Origin of the sequence: Acinetobacter sp. ABJ_C1_1, assembly GCF_044684115.1 — a bacterium.
In the GTDB taxonomy this organism is placed as follows: Bacteria; Pseudomonadota; Gammaproteobacteria; order Pseudomonadales; family Moraxellaceae; genus Acinetobacter; species Acinetobacter nosocomialis_A.
Genome location: NZ_JBITPU010000027.1, coordinates 1 through 18,079 on the forward strand (window position 1 = coordinate 1; position 18,079 = coordinate 18,079).

General features: G+C 34.2%; 19 protein-coding genes and 1 pseudogene. 13 read left to right on the top strand and 7 right to left on the bottom strand.

The features are described from left to right. The 4 genes and pseudogenes from ACG59Z_RS18265 to ACG59Z_RS18280 form a co-directional block, all read right to left on the bottom strand. A pseudogene (locus ACG59Z_RS18265) lies at nucleotides 1–208 on the bottom strand (transposase); the annotation flags it as partial. Between the two features lie 2 nt (nucleotides 209–210). Beyond that, nucleotides 211–882 (bottom strand): hypothetical protein, encoded by a 672-nt coding sequence (locus tag ACG59Z_RS18270; RefSeq protein ID WP_400200650.1) that lies wholly within the window; start codon nucleotides 880–882, stop codon nucleotides 211–213. Between the two features lie 172 nt (nucleotides 883–1,054). Further along, nucleotides 1,055–1,246: a DNA-binding protein gene (locus ACG59Z_RS18275; RefSeq protein ID WP_038346524.1), complete on the bottom strand. Its 192-nt coding sequence runs from the start codon at nucleotides 1,244–1,246 to the stop codon at nucleotides 1,055–1,057. 128 nt (nucleotides 1,247–1,374) lie between these two features. Next, nucleotides 1,375–1,857 carry a hypothetical protein gene (locus tag ACG59Z_RS18280; RefSeq protein WP_396523019.1) on the bottom strand — a complete coding sequence of 161 codons (483 nt, stop codon included), beginning with the start codon at nucleotides 1,855–1,857 and terminating at the stop codon, nucleotides 1,375–1,377. Nucleotides 1,858–2,080: 223 nt separating this feature from the next. Here ACG59Z_RS18280 and ACG59Z_RS18285 point away from each other — a divergent pair, with 223 nt between their 5' ends. Further along, nucleotides 2,081–2,293, top strand: a complete 213-nt coding sequence (locus ACG59Z_RS18285; RefSeq protein ID WP_400200651.1) for a helix-turn-helix domain-containing protein — start codon at nucleotides 2,081–2,083, stop codon at nucleotides 2,291–2,293. 145 nt (nucleotides 2,294–2,438) lie between these two features. Here ACG59Z_RS18285 and ACG59Z_RS18290 read toward each other — a convergent pair whose 3' ends face one another. Further along, on the bottom strand, nucleotides 2,439–2,702 hold the full coding sequence (locus ACG59Z_RS18290) for a hypothetical protein (protein ID WP_171068463.1): 264 nt from the start codon (nucleotides 2,700–2,702) through the stop codon (nucleotides 2,439–2,441). 317 nt (nucleotides 2,703–3,019) lie between these two features. Between ACG59Z_RS18290 and ACG59Z_RS18295 the strand changes: the two genes are divergently transcribed. From ACG59Z_RS18295 to ACG59Z_RS18305, 3 genes are all read left to right on the top strand, one after another. Then, nucleotides 3,020–3,904 carry a hypothetical protein gene (locus ACG59Z_RS18295; RefSeq protein WP_396523016.1) on the top strand — a complete coding sequence of 295 codons (885 nt, stop codon included), beginning with the start codon at nucleotides 3,020–3,022 and terminating at the stop codon, nucleotides 3,902–3,904. Nucleotides 3,905–4,072: 168 nt separating this feature from the next. After that, nucleotides 4,073–4,834 carry a DUF1883 domain-containing protein gene (locus ACG59Z_RS18300; RefSeq protein ID WP_396523014.1) on the top strand — a complete coding sequence of 254 codons (762 nt, stop codon included), beginning with the start codon at nucleotides 4,073–4,075 and terminating at the stop codon, nucleotides 4,832–4,834. A gap of 9 nt (nucleotides 4,835–4,843) precedes the next feature. After that, nucleotides 4,844–5,503 carry a TIR domain-containing protein gene (locus ACG59Z_RS18305; protein WP_038346543.1) on the top strand — a complete coding sequence of 220 codons (660 nt, stop codon included), beginning with the start codon at nucleotides 4,844–4,846 and terminating at the stop codon, nucleotides 5,501–5,503. Here the strand turns inward: ACG59Z_RS18305 and ACG59Z_RS18310 are convergent. After that, nucleotides 5,460–6,194, bottom strand: a complete 735-nt coding sequence (locus tag ACG59Z_RS18310) for a hypothetical protein (protein ID WP_396523012.1) — start codon at nucleotides 6,192–6,194, stop codon at nucleotides 5,460–5,462. The two genes, ACG59Z_RS18305 and ACG59Z_RS18310, sit on opposite strands and share 44 nt — an antisense overlap. Nucleotides 6,195–6,260: 66 nt before the next feature. Between ACG59Z_RS18310 and ACG59Z_RS18315 the strand changes: the two genes are divergently transcribed. Together ACG59Z_RS18315 and ACG59Z_RS18320 are read left to right on the top strand one after the other, a co-directional pair. Continuing rightward, a complete protein-coding gene (locus tag ACG59Z_RS18315) occupies nucleotides 6,261–6,812 on the top strand; it encodes a TIR domain-containing protein (protein ID WP_086377028.1) in 552 nt (183 codons plus the stop codon). Continuing rightward, nucleotides 6,809–8,833: a TIR domain-containing protein gene (locus tag ACG59Z_RS18320; protein WP_396523010.1), complete on the top strand. Its 2,025-nt coding sequence runs from the start codon at nucleotides 6,809–6,811 to the stop codon at nucleotides 8,831–8,833. The genes ACG59Z_RS18315 and ACG59Z_RS18320 overlap by 4 nt, the downstream gene beginning before the upstream one ends. A gap of 44 nt (nucleotides 8,834–8,877) precedes the next feature. Here the strand turns inward: ACG59Z_RS18320 and ACG59Z_RS18325 are convergent, their stop codons facing one another. Continuing rightward, on the bottom strand, nucleotides 8,878–9,423 hold the full coding sequence (locus ACG59Z_RS18325; RefSeq protein ID WP_396523008.1) for a toll/interleukin-1 receptor domain-containing protein: 546 nt from the start codon (nucleotides 9,421–9,423) through the stop codon (nucleotides 8,878–8,880). 263 nt (nucleotides 9,424–9,686) lie between these two features. Between ACG59Z_RS18325 and ACG59Z_RS18330 the strand changes: the two genes are divergently transcribed. The 7 genes from ACG59Z_RS18330 to iaaH all read left to right on the top strand — a co-directional run bounded on the left by ACG59Z_RS18330 (nucleotide 9,687) and on the right by iaaH (nucleotide 17,736). Next, the gene (locus ACG59Z_RS18330; protein WP_400200652.1) at nucleotides 9,687–10,571 is read left to right on the top strand and encodes a phosphoribosyltransferase family protein; all 885 of its coding nucleotides are present in this window, start codon (nucleotides 9,687–9,689) and stop codon (nucleotides 10,569–10,571) included. Between the two features lie 11 nt (nucleotides 10,572–10,582). Further along, complete coding sequence (locus ACG59Z_RS18335) at nucleotides 10,583–12,076, top strand: nicotinate phosphoribosyltransferase (RefSeq protein ID WP_400200653.1); 1,494 nt, start codon at nucleotides 10,583–10,585, stop codon at nucleotides 12,074–12,076. A gap of 60 nt (nucleotides 12,077–12,136) precedes the next feature. Beyond that, nucleotides 12,137–12,904, top strand: coding sequence for an NrtR DNA-binding winged helix domain-containing protein (locus tag ACG59Z_RS18340; protein ID WP_396464141.1), 768 nt, complete (start codon nucleotides 12,137–12,139; stop codon nucleotides 12,902–12,904). 72 nt (nucleotides 12,905–12,976) lie between these two features. Continuing rightward, nucleotides 12,977–14,371: a methylenetetrahydrofolate reductase C-terminal domain-containing protein gene (locus tag ACG59Z_RS18345; protein ID WP_400200654.1), complete on the top strand. Its 1,395-nt coding sequence runs from the start codon at nucleotides 12,977–12,979 to the stop codon at nucleotides 14,369–14,371. Between the two features lie 192 nt (nucleotides 14,372–14,563). Continuing rightward, entirely contained in the window at nucleotides 14,564–15,139 is a 576-nt protein-coding gene (locus tag ACG59Z_RS18350; RefSeq protein ID WP_400200655.1) for a hypothetical protein, read from the top strand. A 324-nt stretch (nucleotides 15,140–15,463) separates the two neighbouring features. Beyond that, a complete protein-coding gene (locus ACG59Z_RS18355; RefSeq protein ID WP_400200656.1) occupies nucleotides 15,464–16,183 on the top strand; it encodes a response regulator transcription factor in 720 nt (239 codons plus the stop codon). Nucleotides 16,184–16,275: 92 nt separating this feature from the next. Further along, nucleotides 16,276–17,736: an indoleacetamide hydrolase gene (iaaH, locus tag ACG59Z_RS18360; protein ID WP_400200657.1), complete on the top strand. Its 1,461-nt coding sequence runs from the start codon at nucleotides 16,276–16,278 to the stop codon at nucleotides 17,734–17,736. Nucleotides 17,737–18,079: the final 343 nt, after the last annotated feature.

The window sequence follows — 18,079 nt, forward strand, 5'->3', positions numbered from 1 at the left end:
TTTTATAGGTCTGGGGAATACTTAAAATAGTTAGTTTTATATCTCCACTTAGAATTTTATTTATTAAATTATGTTCTGTTATGAAATGCATACTCCCATTAATAAAGTTTGCATATCGAATAACTCCATTTTCTATATAGCATATTTCATAGCACTCATTTAAATAAGTGAAGCGATCGCCGATATTTAATTTAAAATTATTTTTCATGATTAAACTCCTAAGATTTTTTTATAGAAAATAAAATAATCAGCAATCGTAGTTTTTAAATTATTAGAGGTCATTAAAGTGTATAAGTCATCCCTACTGTTAAAGACTCCATTTTTTATAATTAGCTCTGCATTTTCTAGATCACTTTTAATTATTTTTTTATAATTTGCTCGTTGATAACTGATATTAAGAAAAATGTAGTCTTCTTTCGATAGAAGAGTAGTGCGATCAAAAGTTCTAAAATTGATATTGTAATTTTTTAAGATCTTTTCCACTAATTCAAATCTTGAAACTTTTATTTCTGAGAGAGTTTCTAAGTTTGGTTTTATTTCATGAACTTCAAATCCATACATAGTTCGAATAATAAAATCTGGAATAATATATTGTTGCTCATTCAGGTATATTTTAACTGCTTGTGTTCTGTATTGTAGTATATCTTCTTCACGTTCTAGACTTATTGCATGTGCTAGTTCTAAATTGCTCTCTAGACTGATTAGTCCACAATTTTTTTTGCTCGGAAAGAATGAGACACGGCTTCCAACCCGTGATTTTATTCTACGCTCACCAATAAATTTGGATGAAACATGTGTTTGTTTTTGAAATGCTTCTTCAAATTTTCTTGGTAAATTTTGATTAAGTTGCATTGTTTTATGTTCTGTATAACTTACTTGCATAGCTGCTCTCACATTATTTAAGATGAGACAAGGCTTTGAGCAGTAATGATCATGCTGCTCAAGACTTGACGAGACATTGCAATCAAGAGATACTAAAAACACCACTAGTTAGTAATCTTTTGATTGCAAACGGTAGAGCGGATTCCATGAGTCCGCTTTATTTTTTCTTAATTCATGTTTCTTTCTCCTCATTTATTAATCCAAGCGCGATTGCGATTCGCCTGCTTTCACCACGTTTTGGTAATCGATTAGTATTTAGAATTCTATATACCAGATCTCTAGAAAAGTTGTGTTTTAAGCTCCAATCAGAAATTGTTATTCCTGATTGCTCAAAATCATCTTTGATTTGCTGATTTGTCTTCATAGTAATAATAAGAATAATTTAAACATAATACAAAAATAGATGTTTTTTGATTATTTGCAAGTGTTTATTATTTTGGATTATTTTTTTTATTATAGAAATAATAAACATTAATTAAATATTTTATTTTGTTAATAAATGCATGATTCTATATTGTTGATGATTTTAAATATAATATTCTTTTTATAATCTAACATTATTAAAATATCTTCATTGTTCTTTATATGATTCTTAAGGCAAAAATTGATTTCAGGAAGTTGTTTGCTGAGTTCTTTAGTTAACTGTATTTCCATAACTTTTTCTTTTTTTTCAAGTTCAATTAATTTGAGCTTTTCAGTTAATATTCTTACAGCTTTCTCCTTACAGTGTATGATCCTAAATTCGGTCAATTTATCGGTTTCTGAATAATAAAAATTACCAGATTCATCATATTTTTTTCTTATATACCCAGATTTCTCTAATTCTCGTATGAGAGAGTAGGTTTGCCATTTGATGGTCTGAGATTGCTCCTCAAATCTCATCCAAAGGTCCTTGGGGGTATACCATGTAAGAAGAACTTCGTTCTCCATCAATAAAAGAAATTGCTGTTTAAGAGAATGCTTAATTTCATCCATTTAAAATTTTACAATAAAAATGAGGATTATAATCCCTTTTGTCGATTTATGTCTAAATATATAAGAGAAAATTGATGTGAATTGTGAGCTATCTCTAATAAATTTTGGCTTATTGAGGGCTTAATAGGCATATTCTTATAAGTCTAGAGTTAATGAGGATTATAAGCCGTGGATACTTAATCCTCAAAAATGAATAGTTCTATTCTTTATGGGAATAGAACTTATGAATGATTTAGCAAAAAAAATTGGTCAGGCAATTCGTACCTGTAGAGTTGATCAGAAAATTACCCAAGAAAAATTAGCATTACTTTGTAATATTGACCGTAGTTATCTAGGTCGAATTGAGAGGGGTGAAGTGAATATTACAGTTCTTAAGCTCTATGAAATCGCTCATATCCTGGAAGTTGAACCTCAAATTTTGTTGCCGAGAGATTAATGAGGGATAATCTTATTATCTAGAATATTAAATTGGCATATCCAGTATATTTAGCCCTGATAATCAAAGCTGTATAATTTGGCTCACAAGCTAGCATGTTTAAGTCAGGGTGCTAATTTAAGGGAAATTATTGATTTAAAATAATTTATTTGGTTACATCGTTAACATGTCTTTTTTTAATTTTAAATGTTCTGCGATTAGCAATTTTTTTTGAAAGATTAGGATTTCGTCCAGATAGTTGTTTAATGAAAACTGGTTTATCAAATGGAGTCTTACTCCATAGAGTATCATTCTCTACGTAAAGTACTTTCTCAGTACGTGCAGCTTTAATATAACTTTCTCGAAGTACATAAGCGGCTGCTTGAGCGATATCACGCTCATTCGTTAACTTTCTAATTGGAACAGTAATAATTAATAGGGTACGAGTTATATAAGTATATGCACCTAAGATTCTAACTTTTGATAAATTTAATGGCTTTATCTGACTTAGCAGTGCCAAATAGGCAGGCGATTGCAGCACATTCTTAGTATCTTGACGTAAATCATCTATTTCTTGACGTGTCATTCGGTAGTCATCTGGAAATTTAGGCATAAAATACAACTCCAAATTTAAAAAAATTCTAGATTAAATTAATGTATTTTGAGGATTATAATCCTCTTTTGTGTTAATCTTGCATCCCTCAATAATAGTAAAAATACTTAGTTTTGTGTTTTGGAATCATCTTTATGAAAAATATAAATTTATTTATTATTGTCAGTTCATGTTTAGCTTTTATTGGATGTGTAACAGCTGATTCAATTAGGCCCAGTGATGTAAAAGCTTATAAAACCCCGAATAATTTAATCTTGGCTAAATCTCTCAATGGTAAAGATGGCAATGGTAAAGAGTATCTATTTCAACCCGCTGTACCTGATGCTTTAATTCCGCATTCTTACATGAGTAACTTATGTACCAGTCAAGAGGGACGTTTTTTTCAAATGTCTAAAAGCGATTTTCGTTATTTAAAAGGTACACATATTTCGGCTTTAGATAATCAAAGTCTGGCCTCTGCAATGGGCACATTTAAATGTGCATCAAAAAAATCATGGAATGTTTCAATTGAGCCTACCTCATCACGTATAGGTGGAATCAATCAGCCTTTAAATTTGGTAACTTTAAAGACATTTGTAATTTCTGATGATGACGTATATAGCAATGTAGCTGCCTACCAGTCGAAGAAAAATATTGAAGACAATAAGAAAAAGCAAGCTATTGAACAATACAAACTTGAACAACAACAATTGAAAAATAAGTATGAGAGAAATCTCATAACCAATGCTCCTAAACCGAAAGATATTGGTCAAACGATTTGTAAAAATACAGGATTGTCTGAATTTACAGGTACTATCGTTTTAGGGCAGGCAACGTATCGTCAAGTTGATGGTTTGGTTATCGCTAGTTTAGAAGGTTTTTCAAATGATCATACTAATCTGAAAATTAATGTAAAAGGCTGGTTGAATAATTTTAATCAAATCTCATCTGGGCTAAATGTTCTATATAAACAAACACCATTAGAGTCAGGGCGGGTTGTATGGGATGATAAGCAGGGTTGGTATAAGTGTCATTATTAAATTTGAAGTATAATTTCAATTAAATGATACGTTTTTTAATCAAAACTTCTCTAGAAATAAATTTATATCAGTAGCGTCATCTTATGACGTTTAAAGAGCGGATACCACTTTACATACTAAAAAATAAATCTTAGTATGGAGTTAAATAATATTTTAAATTAGTACTTTATGAATTTTATACAATATGATTTAGGTAGCAGAAAGTCTGGTGAAATTATTGAAGTTACCCTAACAGCCGCCGCAAATGTGCGATTAATGCAATCTTCTGATTTTAATAATTACAAAAATGGTCGTCGACATAGTTATAGGGGAGGACTTGTAACAAGAAGTCCTTATCGGATAGCTATTCCAAGTTCTGGACGATGGTATTTAACTGTTGATATGCAGGGTTTAAGAGGAAGTACAAAATCTTCAATACGAATTTTACCTTCTGCATTACCTGAGGCAAGACAAATGCCATTAAGTGAAGTACCTAGTCTTTATAGAGAACAACCCGAAGTAGCAAATGATCATGAAACGTTTGATGTATTTATTTCCCATGCCTCAGAAGATAAAGATGATTTCGTAAGAGAGTTTGCTACATCTCTTACAAATAAAGGTTTAAAGGTTTGGTATGACGAGTTCGCTTTAAAGATAGGAGATAGCCTTCGTCAAAAAATTGATAGAGGTCTTGCTAAAAGTAGAGTTGGATTAGTTGTTTTATCTCCTTCTTTTATAGCTAAAGGTTGGACTAATTATGAACTGGATGGAATTGTAACTCGCAATGTTTCAGGAGAGCAGATTTTACTTCCAATTTGGCATAATTTAACAAAGCAGCAAGTAATTGATTTTAGCCCTTCTTTAGCTGATAAGGTTGCACGTTCAACTGCAACACACACGGTTGATGAAATTTCTAATGAAATTGTTGACTTAATTAATTCACATAAATAGAAAATGTATATGAACAAACATAAAGTATTTATTAGTTATCACCATCATTTAGATCAAGATTATAAAGATTATCTTGAGGAGTTAAATGAGGAGCATCAAATTTTTATTAATCAATCTGTGAAACTAGGTGAAATTGATGATTCTCTATCGACAGAAACTATAAGAGAGAAAATTCGAGATGAATATTTACAAGACTCTTCTGTACTGATCCTTTTGGTTGGTCTCGAGACTAAGAATAGAAAGCATATTGATTGGGAAATTTATTCAAGTATGAGAGATAGTAAAAAGAATAAAAAATCAGGGATACTTGTTATTAATTTACCTACAATTAATTGTAAATATTACACGGCTGCTCATGGGGAGGGTGAAAAAAGCCTTTATCCATCGACTACTTGGGTGTCTATCAATGACAGAGAAGAGTATGAGCAACGATATCCATATATGTCAGACAGAATAATAGATAATTTATTAACTCATAAATCATTTATTTCAGTCATTAATTGGGATGATATTGTAAATAATCCTGAAAAATTAAGATATCTAATAGATTTAACTTTTCAGGATAAGGATAAGGCTGAATATGATTTATCTAGGCCAATGAAAGGTAAAAATAGTTCTAATAACTCTACCAATTCCATTTTTCAGAATTTATTTCAAATGGAACCTTAACATGGTTCTCAAAAAAGGTATTAATTGATTTAAAGGAATCTAATAGTTCAGCATAAGCATAGTAAGTCTTTTGTATTTCGTAGATCGTCGTGTTGTAGAAAAATTTTCCACTTCCTTCGCCGGAATATTCGATGGTATTATCCGTAGAAATTTTTTGATACCAACGACGATAGTTATTCTGATTCTTAGTCAAAAACTTGTTTAGCTCTTGGAGTATATTATTTGTTAGGTCATATAGATCCTTATCTCTTTTTGGATCAAGAATTTTCATTTCTTGACGGAAAAAATTATAAGTTTCGAAATATGATTCGAATACATCTGAAAAATTATCATATTTTGGCTCAATTCTAAAAAGTGTTCTTTTGGAATCTAAAAAGTTAGAAACACTATTGGTATATAAAGTTCTAGATGTATCAAATAATATATTTAATCCACCTAAACTTAGTTTGTCTATTCTCAAAGAATACTTTTTACCAAGATATGCTGTAAAGGCTATGTAGCTTACTAAGCAAATTACAGTTGTAACAATCGTGGAAGATACGATTGAAAAGTTGTTTTTAAATTTTTCAGATACCCAAGCTGAGTAGTCTATGTAGAACATACTAATTAACATAGCAAGAAGAATTATGAAAATTAACTTTGTTAGATGCTTAGCTATATATGAGGAAAGAGAGTCAGTAATTTTTTTCATATCAATAAGATGCATTAGGTTTTATTAATGTTATGATAAAATTAATAAAAAATAAAAGGTTGTTTGATGGTAACTATGATTCGGCGTAAAGTTTTCATTTCTCATTACAAGGGTGATCGAATAGAGGTTGATAATTTTATAAAAAGGTTTGGTCATCTTTTTATTACTAAAGTTCTTGGTGCTAATGACAATGATGAGTTTATTAACAGTACTGATACTGAATATGTAATGAGAAGAATTCGCCAAAAGTACTTAGACGATAGTACTGTTACCATTGTGTTGCTTGGTAGTTGTACGCACAGTCGTAGGTATGTGGATTGGGAGATAAAAAGTTCATTAAGATATGACGCTTACACTCTACCGAATGGTTTAATAGGGATTGTATTACCTAGCCAAAATAATCGTTGTTATTTACCTGCTAGATTTGAGAATAATTGGGATCAACAACATTATAATTGTTATGCAAGATTTTATCCCTATCCTAGTTTAGATCAACAATTGGTTGAATGGATTGAAGATGCATATGTTGCAAGAACGCAAAGGAAGCATTTGATAAATAACTCTAGAGTCATGCTGGGTTACAATGCAAAATGCAATATTCATGGAGTTACCCATTGATTGACATTATTACACCACCTTTAGCAATACATTTTGTTTGGCACCATGCTGATAATGAATCATTTAAAAAGTATTGTCAGCCTTTTAGAAGATTTTTAACGAGAGATATTGAGCGGCCTTTTTCGCGTGAATTAAATATTCCTACTTTTTTTTATAGTAGTTTAAGCGAAATTCCGAGTTATCCCATTAGTTTAGCTCAAAGAAATATAGTATTTATCTGTATGAGTGAGAATACACTCGCAGATGAAAGATGGATTGATTTTTATAAAAATTTCCCTGTAGATCAAAGTTTGTCACTTATTCCTGTGGCTTTCGATATAAATGGTTTGAAGCATTGCAACCATCAAGGTGCTCTTTTAAAGCGCAATGCTTTGAGATTATACGAATTCAGTTTGGCAGATGATGATCAGACACGTGAATTAGAATCTATTTTAAAATTATTACATGAGTTGTATAGATTTGGTTTTGTTGATACAGAATCACCGTCTGTAGGGTCTGATACATCTATTCATCTTTTCTTGAGCCATGCTAAGAAAGGAGAAGTGGGTGAAATATATGCAAAAGCAATCAAGCATTATATTGATACAACCAATATGAAAAATTTCTTTGATGCCTCAGAAATTTCAGTTGGTTATCAATTTGATACAGAGATAATTAGTCATATTCATAAATCTACGTTAATAGCTATTACTACTGATGCATATTCATCTCGCTATTGGTGTCAGCGTGAAATTTTAGAAGCTAAAAAAAATAATAGACCAATCATTTCAGTAAACTGCTTACAAGTTTACGAGGATAGAATATTTCCGCCAGCTGCGAATGTGCCATGCGTACATATTGCACCTACTGATCAGCCAACTAAATTCGAAATTCTAAATATTCTAGTTGCTGCGTTAACTGAAACTATTAGATTTAATTTTTCTATATCTCTCCTAGAGTATTATAAGCAACAATTATGGATAGACTCGACAGCAATTGCTTTAGCTCGTCCTCCTGAAATTCAACAAATAGTTTCTTTACGAAGTACACTTAATGAAAGTGAAGTTTTAAAAATTTGTTATCCAGAGCCTCCTATTTATGCTGAAGAGATGGATTGGCTTGAATTCTTAAAGGTGAAACCTTCAACTCCTTTATGGGCAGTTGGAGATTCGAATACACAAAATAAAAAAATTGGTATTTCGATATCTGAATATGGTGAAGATTTTGAGAATATACACATTCATGAAGATGAGTTGAAACGATTTTCACAAGAGCTTGTTAGGCATCTTCTCGTCAGAGGTAATACTATTATTTTTGGAGGAGATTTAAGGAAAGATGGTTTTACTGAATTTCTTCTTGATGAGGCTAGTATTTTACAAAATAGATTGCCTGAAAGGGAATTCAAAGTCGAGAATCATCTGGCTTGGCCATTGCATATCACTAATGATTTAAGCAAATGGAAAATTAAATATGATCAAATCATTTCACAAATTAAATATGGCATTCCTGATGACATAGATGGGCAAGTAGATGAATCAGTTTTTTTACCCCCTACAGATTCTTTTAGCAAATTTATTTGGTCTAGATCACTAACATTTATGCGGGAACAATCAATATCTAATAGCGATATTAGGGTTTTTGCAGGGGGGAGACCTAAAGGTTATAAAGGTAAAATGCCTGGTGTTCTTGAGGAGCTTTTAATCTCGATTGAATATAATAAACCAATATATTTAGTGGGCGGTTTAGGTGGAATCATAAAAGATATCTGTATGATAATTAGTGGGGATACTATACCTGAAACTTTGACATTAGATTGGCAGTTATCAAATAATGAAGGTTATGATGAATTAATAGATTATTTGTCACAACAAGGTTATGAAATCAACTATTTTGATATTATTGCTAAGATTAAAAGTATAGATATTGATCATTTGGCATCATTGGCTGGGCTATCTGTAGTTGATTATAGAAAATTAATGAAAACACCATTTATTGATGAAGTTATTCATTTGATTCTAAAAGGTGTAAAAAAAATTGCATAATTAGATATGTTAGATTGCTATATGGCAATCTAACAGTTTTCTTGTTAATTAATAAAATCTGGTAATCTTTTTCCCTTTACCCATGCATATTTGAGTTCGTTAAAGTATTCACTTTTAGTAATTGTTGGATAAAGCTCTAAATACTCTTGTCCCTTAAATTCTTCATTTTCTTCAAAAGTTAACGGAAGAACACTAACTTTTTCAGGACGAAATCCATCAAAATACCCGAGTTCCCAAGGCATCCATTTAGATTCTTTTGAGCTAAATGTATGGATATAAATTAATGACTTACATTGCCTCATTCTTTTTCTTAATATATCTGCTGTAATTGCATTAACCTTATCTCTTTCTAATAAGGGATCAATAATCCAATCAACATATACTGTAAAACCACTTTCTTCTAATAGAGTTTTAACACCTAGTATTAAATCTGCATCTTTAACTGCATGAGATAAAAATATATCAAAACTATTTTGTCTTTCTTGGTTTTTGATACCTTCAATAAGCACTGATTCTAGCGAGACATATCTAGTTTTGGCTTGAGCTCTACTTGCCGCAGAGCGGGCTTCTGATCGTGTAAAAAATTTCATACTTAAAATTCTTGTTAAACGTTAGATATATTTTTTGATAAGAAATAGCTTACATTTTAGATTCTTTTTGAAAAAATTACAGCTGTTGTTTTCTTTAAGTTTTGTCTAGTGATTTTGAAACAATCTCGAAATATGTGTCAAAAATCTCACATCAAGTGTCATTCAGCGATGGCTTTAAAAAGTTTGAAAAATAGACTTGAAATATATAGTGGCTTTATGCCACTATATATTCATCAAAGGTCATCAGACAAAAAGAGGATGATATGGCTATCCAGCTTTTAGATGCGGCAAGAAATGAGATTCCAGTGAAATTCACGCAGTTTTCTGGTGGCGAGCGTCATGTTCAGATTGATGAGACAACATTAGGTTCACTATCTGGCAAGGTATTGGTCCGTGCACAAATGACCTCAAGTCACGATGTGATGGACTATTTGTTACTTGAAAATATATTGCTGAATCAGGAGCTAACAGTTGACTTAGAAATTCCGTATTTTCCATATGCACGTCAGGACCGTATTTGTGCAGTAGGCCAAGCATTCTCACTCGATGTGATGACGAAGCTACTTAACATCAACTCAGACAAAAAAGCGGGCAAGCAAGGCAAGATCACTGTTTGGGACTGCCATAGTGAAGTCACTACAGCCTTACTTGCTGCAAATACTTCTTTTAGCGAAGTTGTAAATGTCAGTTCAGTCGACATCATTGCTAAGAGCGAAGCACTAAGCACATTGTTAAAAGATGAAAAAACAGTGCTGGTTTGCCCAGACAAAGGCGCAAAAGCACGCACACAAATGGTTGCAGATGCTTTTAATAGTGAGCGTAAACAACCCATCACTATTATTCAGTGTGATAAAAAACGTGACCCTGTAACTGGAAAAATTTTAGGTACACATGTACATGCGATTGATTTATCAGGATTAACAGCTGTTATTACCGATGACATTTGCGACGGCGGTGCGACTTTTATTGGTATTGCCAAAGAACTGCGTCGCCTCAATTGCCATAAGGTCGTTCTATACGTGACCCACGGTATTTTCAGTAAAGGAATAGAGGTTTTTGATGGACTGCTTGACCAACTGTTTACCTCGGACAGCTTTCCACAACAACCATCAGACAAAATTTCAGTAATTGCTTTTGCAGCAAAATAAAGAGAACAAAGATGACGATTAAACTTAATCCATTAAACGCTATCGATTTTTATAAAGCTGATCACAGACGTCAGTATCCGGCAGGTACAGAGTACGTGTACGCAAACTTTACGCCGCGTTCATCTCGACTTGCTAAAATGTTGCCTGACTTCGATGATAAAGTTGTGTTCTTTGGTCTTCAGGGTTTTATTAAACATTTTTTAATCGATACATGGAATGAAGGCTTTTTTAAGCAACCTAAAGACAAAGTGGTGGCTGCATATAAACGCCGTATGGATAGATCATTAGGTGAAGGTGCTGTGCCAGTTGACCACATTGAAGCATTACACGACTTGGGCTATTTACCATTACGCATTAAAGCATTGCCAGAAGGTAGCCGCGTCAATATGCGTGTACCCGTGCTTACTGTAATTAATACCGATCCGCGTTTCTTTTGGCTAACTAATTATATTGAAACCGTGTTAAGTGCTGAGCTTTGGAAAAGCTGTACTACTGCAACGATTGCTTACGAGTACAAACGTTTATTAACTCAATATGCCGCAAAAACTGGCGCACCACTCGATTTTGTACCTGTGCAAGGACACGATTTTAGTAGCCGTGGCATGAGCGGAATTTATGATGCTGCTCAGTCTGGTGTGGGTCACTTAACCAGTTTTATTGGAACAGACTCGGTTGCTTCAATTGACTACGCAGAAGAATATTACAATGCAACAGGTGTGATTGGTGTATCTGTACCAGCAACCGAACACAGTGTGATGTGTATGGGGACGGAAAACAGTGAGCTAGAGACATTTAAGCGTTTAATTTGCGAGCTTTATCCGTCTGGTGTGGTGAGTGTTGTATCTGATACTTGGGACTTTTGGCGAGTGATTACCGAGTTTACGGTGGCTTTAAAACCTGAAATTCTGGCAAGACAACCCAATGCTTTAGGCTTGGCTAAATTGGTTTTCCGTCCAGACTCTGGTGACCCTGTCAAAATTATTTGTGGTGACCCAGACGCCGAAGTCGGCAGCCCAGCCTACAAAGGTGCGGTTGAATGTTTATGGGAAGTGTTTGGTGGTACAACAACTGACCAAGGCTATAAAGTACTCAATGAACGTGTCGGTTTAATTTATGGCGACTCCATTACCCTAGATCGCGCACAGCGTATTTTAGAAGGATTAGAAGCCAAAGGTTTTGCTTCAAACAACTTGGTGTTTGGTATAGGCAGCTTTACCTATAACTACTTAACTCGCGATACCTTTGGATTTGCTGTGAAAGCGACTTGGGGACAAGTGAATGGTGTAGGCCGAGAGCTGTTTAAAGACCCGATTACTGACTCAGGCGTAAAAAAATCTGCGAAAGGTCTTTTACGCATCGAAGAAGGTGAAAATGGTTTTATCTTGTTTGATGAGCAAACAGCCGAACAAGAACAAGGCGGAGCACTTAAAACAGTCTTTGAAAATGGTAAACTTCAATATGAGTGTACTTTGGATCAAATTCGCGAGCGTTTATCCATCGCATAACTGAGTTTAGATGAGCCGTTGCATGGGTATCGGCTCATCATTTTTATTGAGAGACTGAACGTGACTATTCAAACTGAACAAGAATTCCTTGCCAGTTATGATCGCCGAGATTATGACGCACCTTTACTCACGGTCGATATGGCTATTTTCTCGGTATTTAATGGTCAGTTGCAGGTATTACTCATTAAGCGACCCAACTTTCCAGCCAAAGACCAATGGGCTTTACCAGGTGGTTTTGCCGATTTAAAGCATGATCAAGACTTGATGGCCACGGCTTATCGTAAGCTGGTCGAAAAAACAGGGATTGCTTCACCTTACTTGGAACAAGTTGCTTCTGTCGGTAATGCTAAACGTGACCCACGTGGCTGGGCCGTGACGATTTTGTATTTTGCATTAATCGATTTTAATGCCTATCAACACCAAGCTTTGGCTGAGTACAGCGAATGGGTGCCTGTAGCAAAAGCACAAGATTTAGCGTTGGCGTTTGATCATAATGAATTGCTCAGCTTAGCTTTAGAGCGTTTAACCAATAAAACCCGCTATACCGCATTACCAGCCAGTCTCATGCCTGAATTATTTACGCTGACTGAGCTACAAACCATTTATGAAATTATTCTTGGGCAATCTTTAGATAAAAAAGCGTTTAGACGCCGTATGATAGAAGCGGGTGCAGTTGAAGAAACCAACCACAGTAAAATTGTAGGCAAACGGCCAGCTCAGCTTTACCGTTATGCACTCGATTCTTTCGATTTTATATTTCCTCGCTCACTCGAATTACCTAGAAATAAAGAGGGTGAAGATAAGCAAAACAATGAGCTTTCTGACTAGCGCATCTTGATGCGCTTTGATTTATAATGCCGCGCTTATGATTGATGTCATGTTTTGATCAGCACTTTGCCTATGTCACACGTTTCTCCCTGCTTCAAGCAAAACCAGTTTTTTGTGTTGGTGGAATATCTCACTTCACTGCATGAAATTTATCCTGTGAAACATGAGTTTGCAGGATATCCGGCTGCAATGACATTGGCAGATCGTGTACATTCAGATCATGATATCGCGCCGCTTGAAGCCAGCAAAAGTTACCCAGACTCAATCGATAAAGTCTTACACTTTTCAGGTAAGGCCCGAGACATACAAGACTTTGAGCAATTTTTAGAACAAGTTCAAGCAGCCAATATTCAAAACTTGTTATTGCTTACAGGCGATAAACTCAAAGAACACCATAATGGTCGAGATGGACAGCCTCGTAGTAGATACCTAGAGTCGGTAAACGCCGTAATGGCTGCCAAGCAACATGGCGGGTTCCGTATTGGGGTTGCTTTTAACCCATTTAAATATGTTGAAGCTGAGCGTGACGCACAGTATTTAAAACTACATAAGAAAATTAAAGCAGGCGCTGACTTTATCATTACCCAATTGGGCTATGATATTGAAGCCTTAAAGCAAGCCAAATCATTTTTAACCAAGAACAATTATTCACAGCAAATACTGGCTTGTGTAATGCCACTGACTTTAGGCCGAGCCAATTTTATGGTGAAGCATAAAGTCGCTGGTATTGTAATTACGCCACACATGTTAAAAGTCTTGGCAGATGAAAAACAGGCAGGGCATACAGACCGTGTTTATTTGCGCTGTGCTTTACAGATTTTAATATGTAAACATGTAGGATTTTCAGGAATTCACTTATCGGCCTGTCATAAGCCAGAAGAACAAATGCTGCTTGAAAGCTACGTCGAGCAATACAGACATTTGGAGCTTAAAGCTTTAGAAGAGCTTTGGAATTCACTTTGGCAAGTCACGTCAGGCAAAGAGTTTACCCCTGAAATTGCTCGTTTTTCACGTCAGCCAACATCTAAACAAATCATTAAATATCGCCAGCTACATGTTATGCATGAAGCAATGTTTGGATCAAAAATTGCCAAGGGGCTTGGACGCTTTATTTTTAAAGCATCTTTTTGGGGAAATGCTTTGGTCGCCAAAGTATTACTTAAAACAGAAGTGCTGAGTAAACACAGCCTAGTCGGTTGCGAAAGCTGTGGTCAGTGTCGCCTAAGCGATACTTTATATATTTGCCCTGAAACTTGTCCAAAAGGCTTAGCTAATGGCCCTTGCGGTGGAACTACTTTAGACCGCTGCGAATTTGGCGACCGTGAATGTATTCATTCAGTCAAAGCAAGACTTGCCAAAGCTGTTAAACAAACCGAAATATTAAAAGAAAAACTGATTCCAACAGTGCCTCTTGAAACGAGAGGAACCAGTTCTTGGAAAAATTGGTATTTAGCGACTGAGGCTTAAGATTTGCATTATTTCTGAATTATTCATGGAAAATAAAGACACCCAACTGGTTAATCCAATTCGGAAGATAATGACGAGTTAATTGAGTTTTAAGCAGTTTTCCTGAAGGCACTTAATGCTCTATAAGTTTTTTTAAGAGACATTAAATAGTCAATTTGATATCTTTGTTAATACGTTTATAGGGTATCAAATATGATTAATAAAATATTAATAGGAATTCTTGTATTAGCTCTTTCTTCAATTCTTTATATAGTTGGGAATTATCTTTATATGCAATACCAAAGAAATGAACATTCAAAGGAATATGAAAGTAACTCTTATAAAATAGATAAATTAATAAAAAATAAGGCAACAAAAGATCTAAAAACCAATGATTTGGTTTTTGTTTGTGAACTCAGGAAATCATTATGGCATACAACTGTACCTCTTGAAGCTATTCAGTTAGCTGCCGAAGAAAATAGTCCAAAATATAAAAAGTTTGTTATGGAAGTAACACAAGATATATTTAGAGATGCGCAATTGAAAGCTTTTGTAAAGGAAAAGCAATCGGAAGTAGACTTAGAGGTTGTTGGTAGTTTATGCACGCTTTTAAACTCTAAAACTGGTTCAAGTAGATCACTTTACAATAAGCTTTTATCTCAAAAATATAATATTGATCTGGAAAGCGGTTCGCTTAGTTATGTTGATATTTCTAAAGTAACCCAAGAAGATTTAGATGAATATCTTAAGGCTAAAAAATCTGAAGAAAATATACGTCTGAAATTTTAAAGTCATTTTAAATTTTGACATGAACCCGCTCTAAAAAGTGGGTTTTTTATGCCTGAAGAATAAGATGTTGTCATTTATGTGAGTAAAATGATTATTAGATTTAACTTTTTTGCAGCATATCAAAAGAAATCTAATAAACTTAATATTAATCAAATATATATGTGGTTTATGAAATATTCACTCTTTAATAGAAAATATATCTAATATTTACCTATCAAATAAAAAAATAGACATATTATAAAAAGATGCTGTTGGTATTAAGTTCTAAGGAAGCACTTAACCGATCTTCTTAAAATTCGATGGATTTCGTTATATAGGTAAACGATGACCGCACTTTTAGAAAAGGATTTCAGTCCATCTGAGTTTACATTGTTCTCCGAAATATTATGGAAACTTGGCTCAGGGAAAGGGCAATACAATTTACGTGAAAATATTCTTGCAGATATTGCCATTTTATTACGGGCTGATTTCGCTGCATCTTACATTTGGGATTCAACCCATAACTTATCGAAAGAAGGCGTGATATGGAAAATCGACCCAAAAGCCATGAAGGACTATGAGTGTGTTTGGCAATTTGATGATCCGATTACGGCACAGCTTCGCAAACGTCAAAAACCAACATTTGTAAATGAAGTCATGCCTCTCGCAGACCTGAAAAAAACACCCTATTACAATGAGTTTTTAAGAGCCTATGGTTTGTATCACGGCATAAATATTTATTTTGTCCGAAATGGTATGGATATTGGTGATTTACGCATTTGGCGTGCGAAAGACGCCGACATGTTTAGTGAACGTGAAAAAAGAATATTAAACCTGCTTGAACCTTATTTTACTCAAGCCTTACCCACTGATTTATCAACCCAATACGGTTTGACTTCGCGTGAACAAGAAGTGGTTCGCTTGGTATCTAAAGGCTTAAGTGATAAAGATGTGGCCAATTTACTGGATATTAGCTTTACTACATTAAGAACTCATTTGAACAATTCTATGAGAAAAATCGGTTGCAATAATCGCACTGAAATGGCCTTGCTCATTCGATATTAAAGTTTAAGCAATCCTCAATTTTGAGGATGCGAATCAATAAGCAATTTGTACTAAGTTTCTAAAATTACAACTTAAATGGATGAAAAATTACTATGTTAAATACAAATGAAAAAATTAATTGGATCGAATCACTTGATCTATCAAATGCTTCAGTAGATTTCATTACTAAACTCATTCATGAAAGAAAAGTATCTTGTGAAGAGCTTGTACATCATTACTTCGATAATATTGAAAAACAGCAATCCTTAAATGCATTTATTAGCACAGATAAGGCTTCAGCAATTCAACAAGCTCAATATTGGGATAAATATCTACTGAGTGGAAAACCGTGTCCAGCTTTGATGGGTATTTTAATTGCGGTTAAAGATAATATTCATGTTGCAGGTTTTCCAAATAGTGCAGGTACGCCAGCTTTAGCTCAATTTAGACCTCAAACTTCTGCGCCCGTTATTCAGAAGCTCATTGATCAAGGTGCAATCATTATTGGTAAAGCCAATATGCACGAATTAGCCTTTGGGGTAACAGGTTATAATACTGCCATGCATATAGAAGGTGTGGTGGGTATACGAAATGCCGTAAACCCGTTACACATTGCGGGCGGGTCTTCTTCGGGTAGTGCGGTGGCTGTTGCAGCGGGCATGGTTCCGATTGCTATGGGTACCGATACGGGTGCTTCTATTCGACTGCCAAGTGCCTTGAATGGTTGTGTGGGTTTTCGTCCAACGGTAGGACGATATTCACAAGAAAGTATTACCCCAATTTCACATACTCGAGATACCGCTGGACCTATTGCACATACCGTATCTGACATTATCTTAGTTGATGAGCTTATTACTCAGGAGCCAAGAAAAGAACCATTACAGCTCCAACAAATTCGACTCGGTATCAATTCATATTTTTGGAATCATTTAGATGAAGACGTTCATGAACAGGCTCATATTGCGCTTGAAATGTTAAAGAATGCTGGAGTCGAAATTATTCCTGTCGATATGCCGAATTTAGAACAACTCAATCAAGCTATTTCATTTCCTGTGGCCATCTATGAAGGCAAATATGACCTGATTCAATATTTGAAAGATCATCATGTAAATTTGACCATAGAGGCTATAGTCGATCAGATCTCAAGCCCAGATGTACAGGCAATTTTTAAACTGAATATTCTTCCTGAGTTAACTCTAGATCCGATGGGGCAACTTGTTCCAGTTTTACCTTTGTATGAAAAAGCGATTAGTGAAGCTCGGCCACAATTGCTTGAACTCTACCAAAACACATTTAAAGCGCATAACTTACATGCTTTATTACTCCCAACATCACCGATTGTTGCACCGCTAGCAAATGAACAATCCAATTCAATTGAAAATTTCCAGACACTCATTCGTAATACAGATCCTGGAAGTAATATCGGATTGCCAGGGCTGAGTTTACCCATTGGAAAGGGAGCGAAATCGAAACTACCCGTTGGATTAGAAATTGATGGTTTACCTCATCACGATAGTGAAATACTTGCGATTGGGATGACTTTAGAAGAAATATTTAAGGTTTTAAATAAATAAAAAAATAAACTGATAATTCTCTATTTTTGAAATAAAAAAGAGTTAAAAGTAACTCTTTTTTAGAGTAATTTTGTTTTTGAATAATACTTGGTTTCTCAAAAATAAGTTGGATTTGGTCGGAAAGTTTTTATATTATTTAATTTAATATTGTTAATCATAAATACATATTTAATAAGCTGTGCTTTACTATAATTGATAAATCTTTATATTTATATTTTATGCTTCTATAAATATTATAAAAATTCTTGAAGAATTTTTTGAATTACATATTGCTCTAATTAAATCAACATAAGTTATACAAAGTAAACGCTAATTTTTAATATTAATGCAATAAATTTTCTAC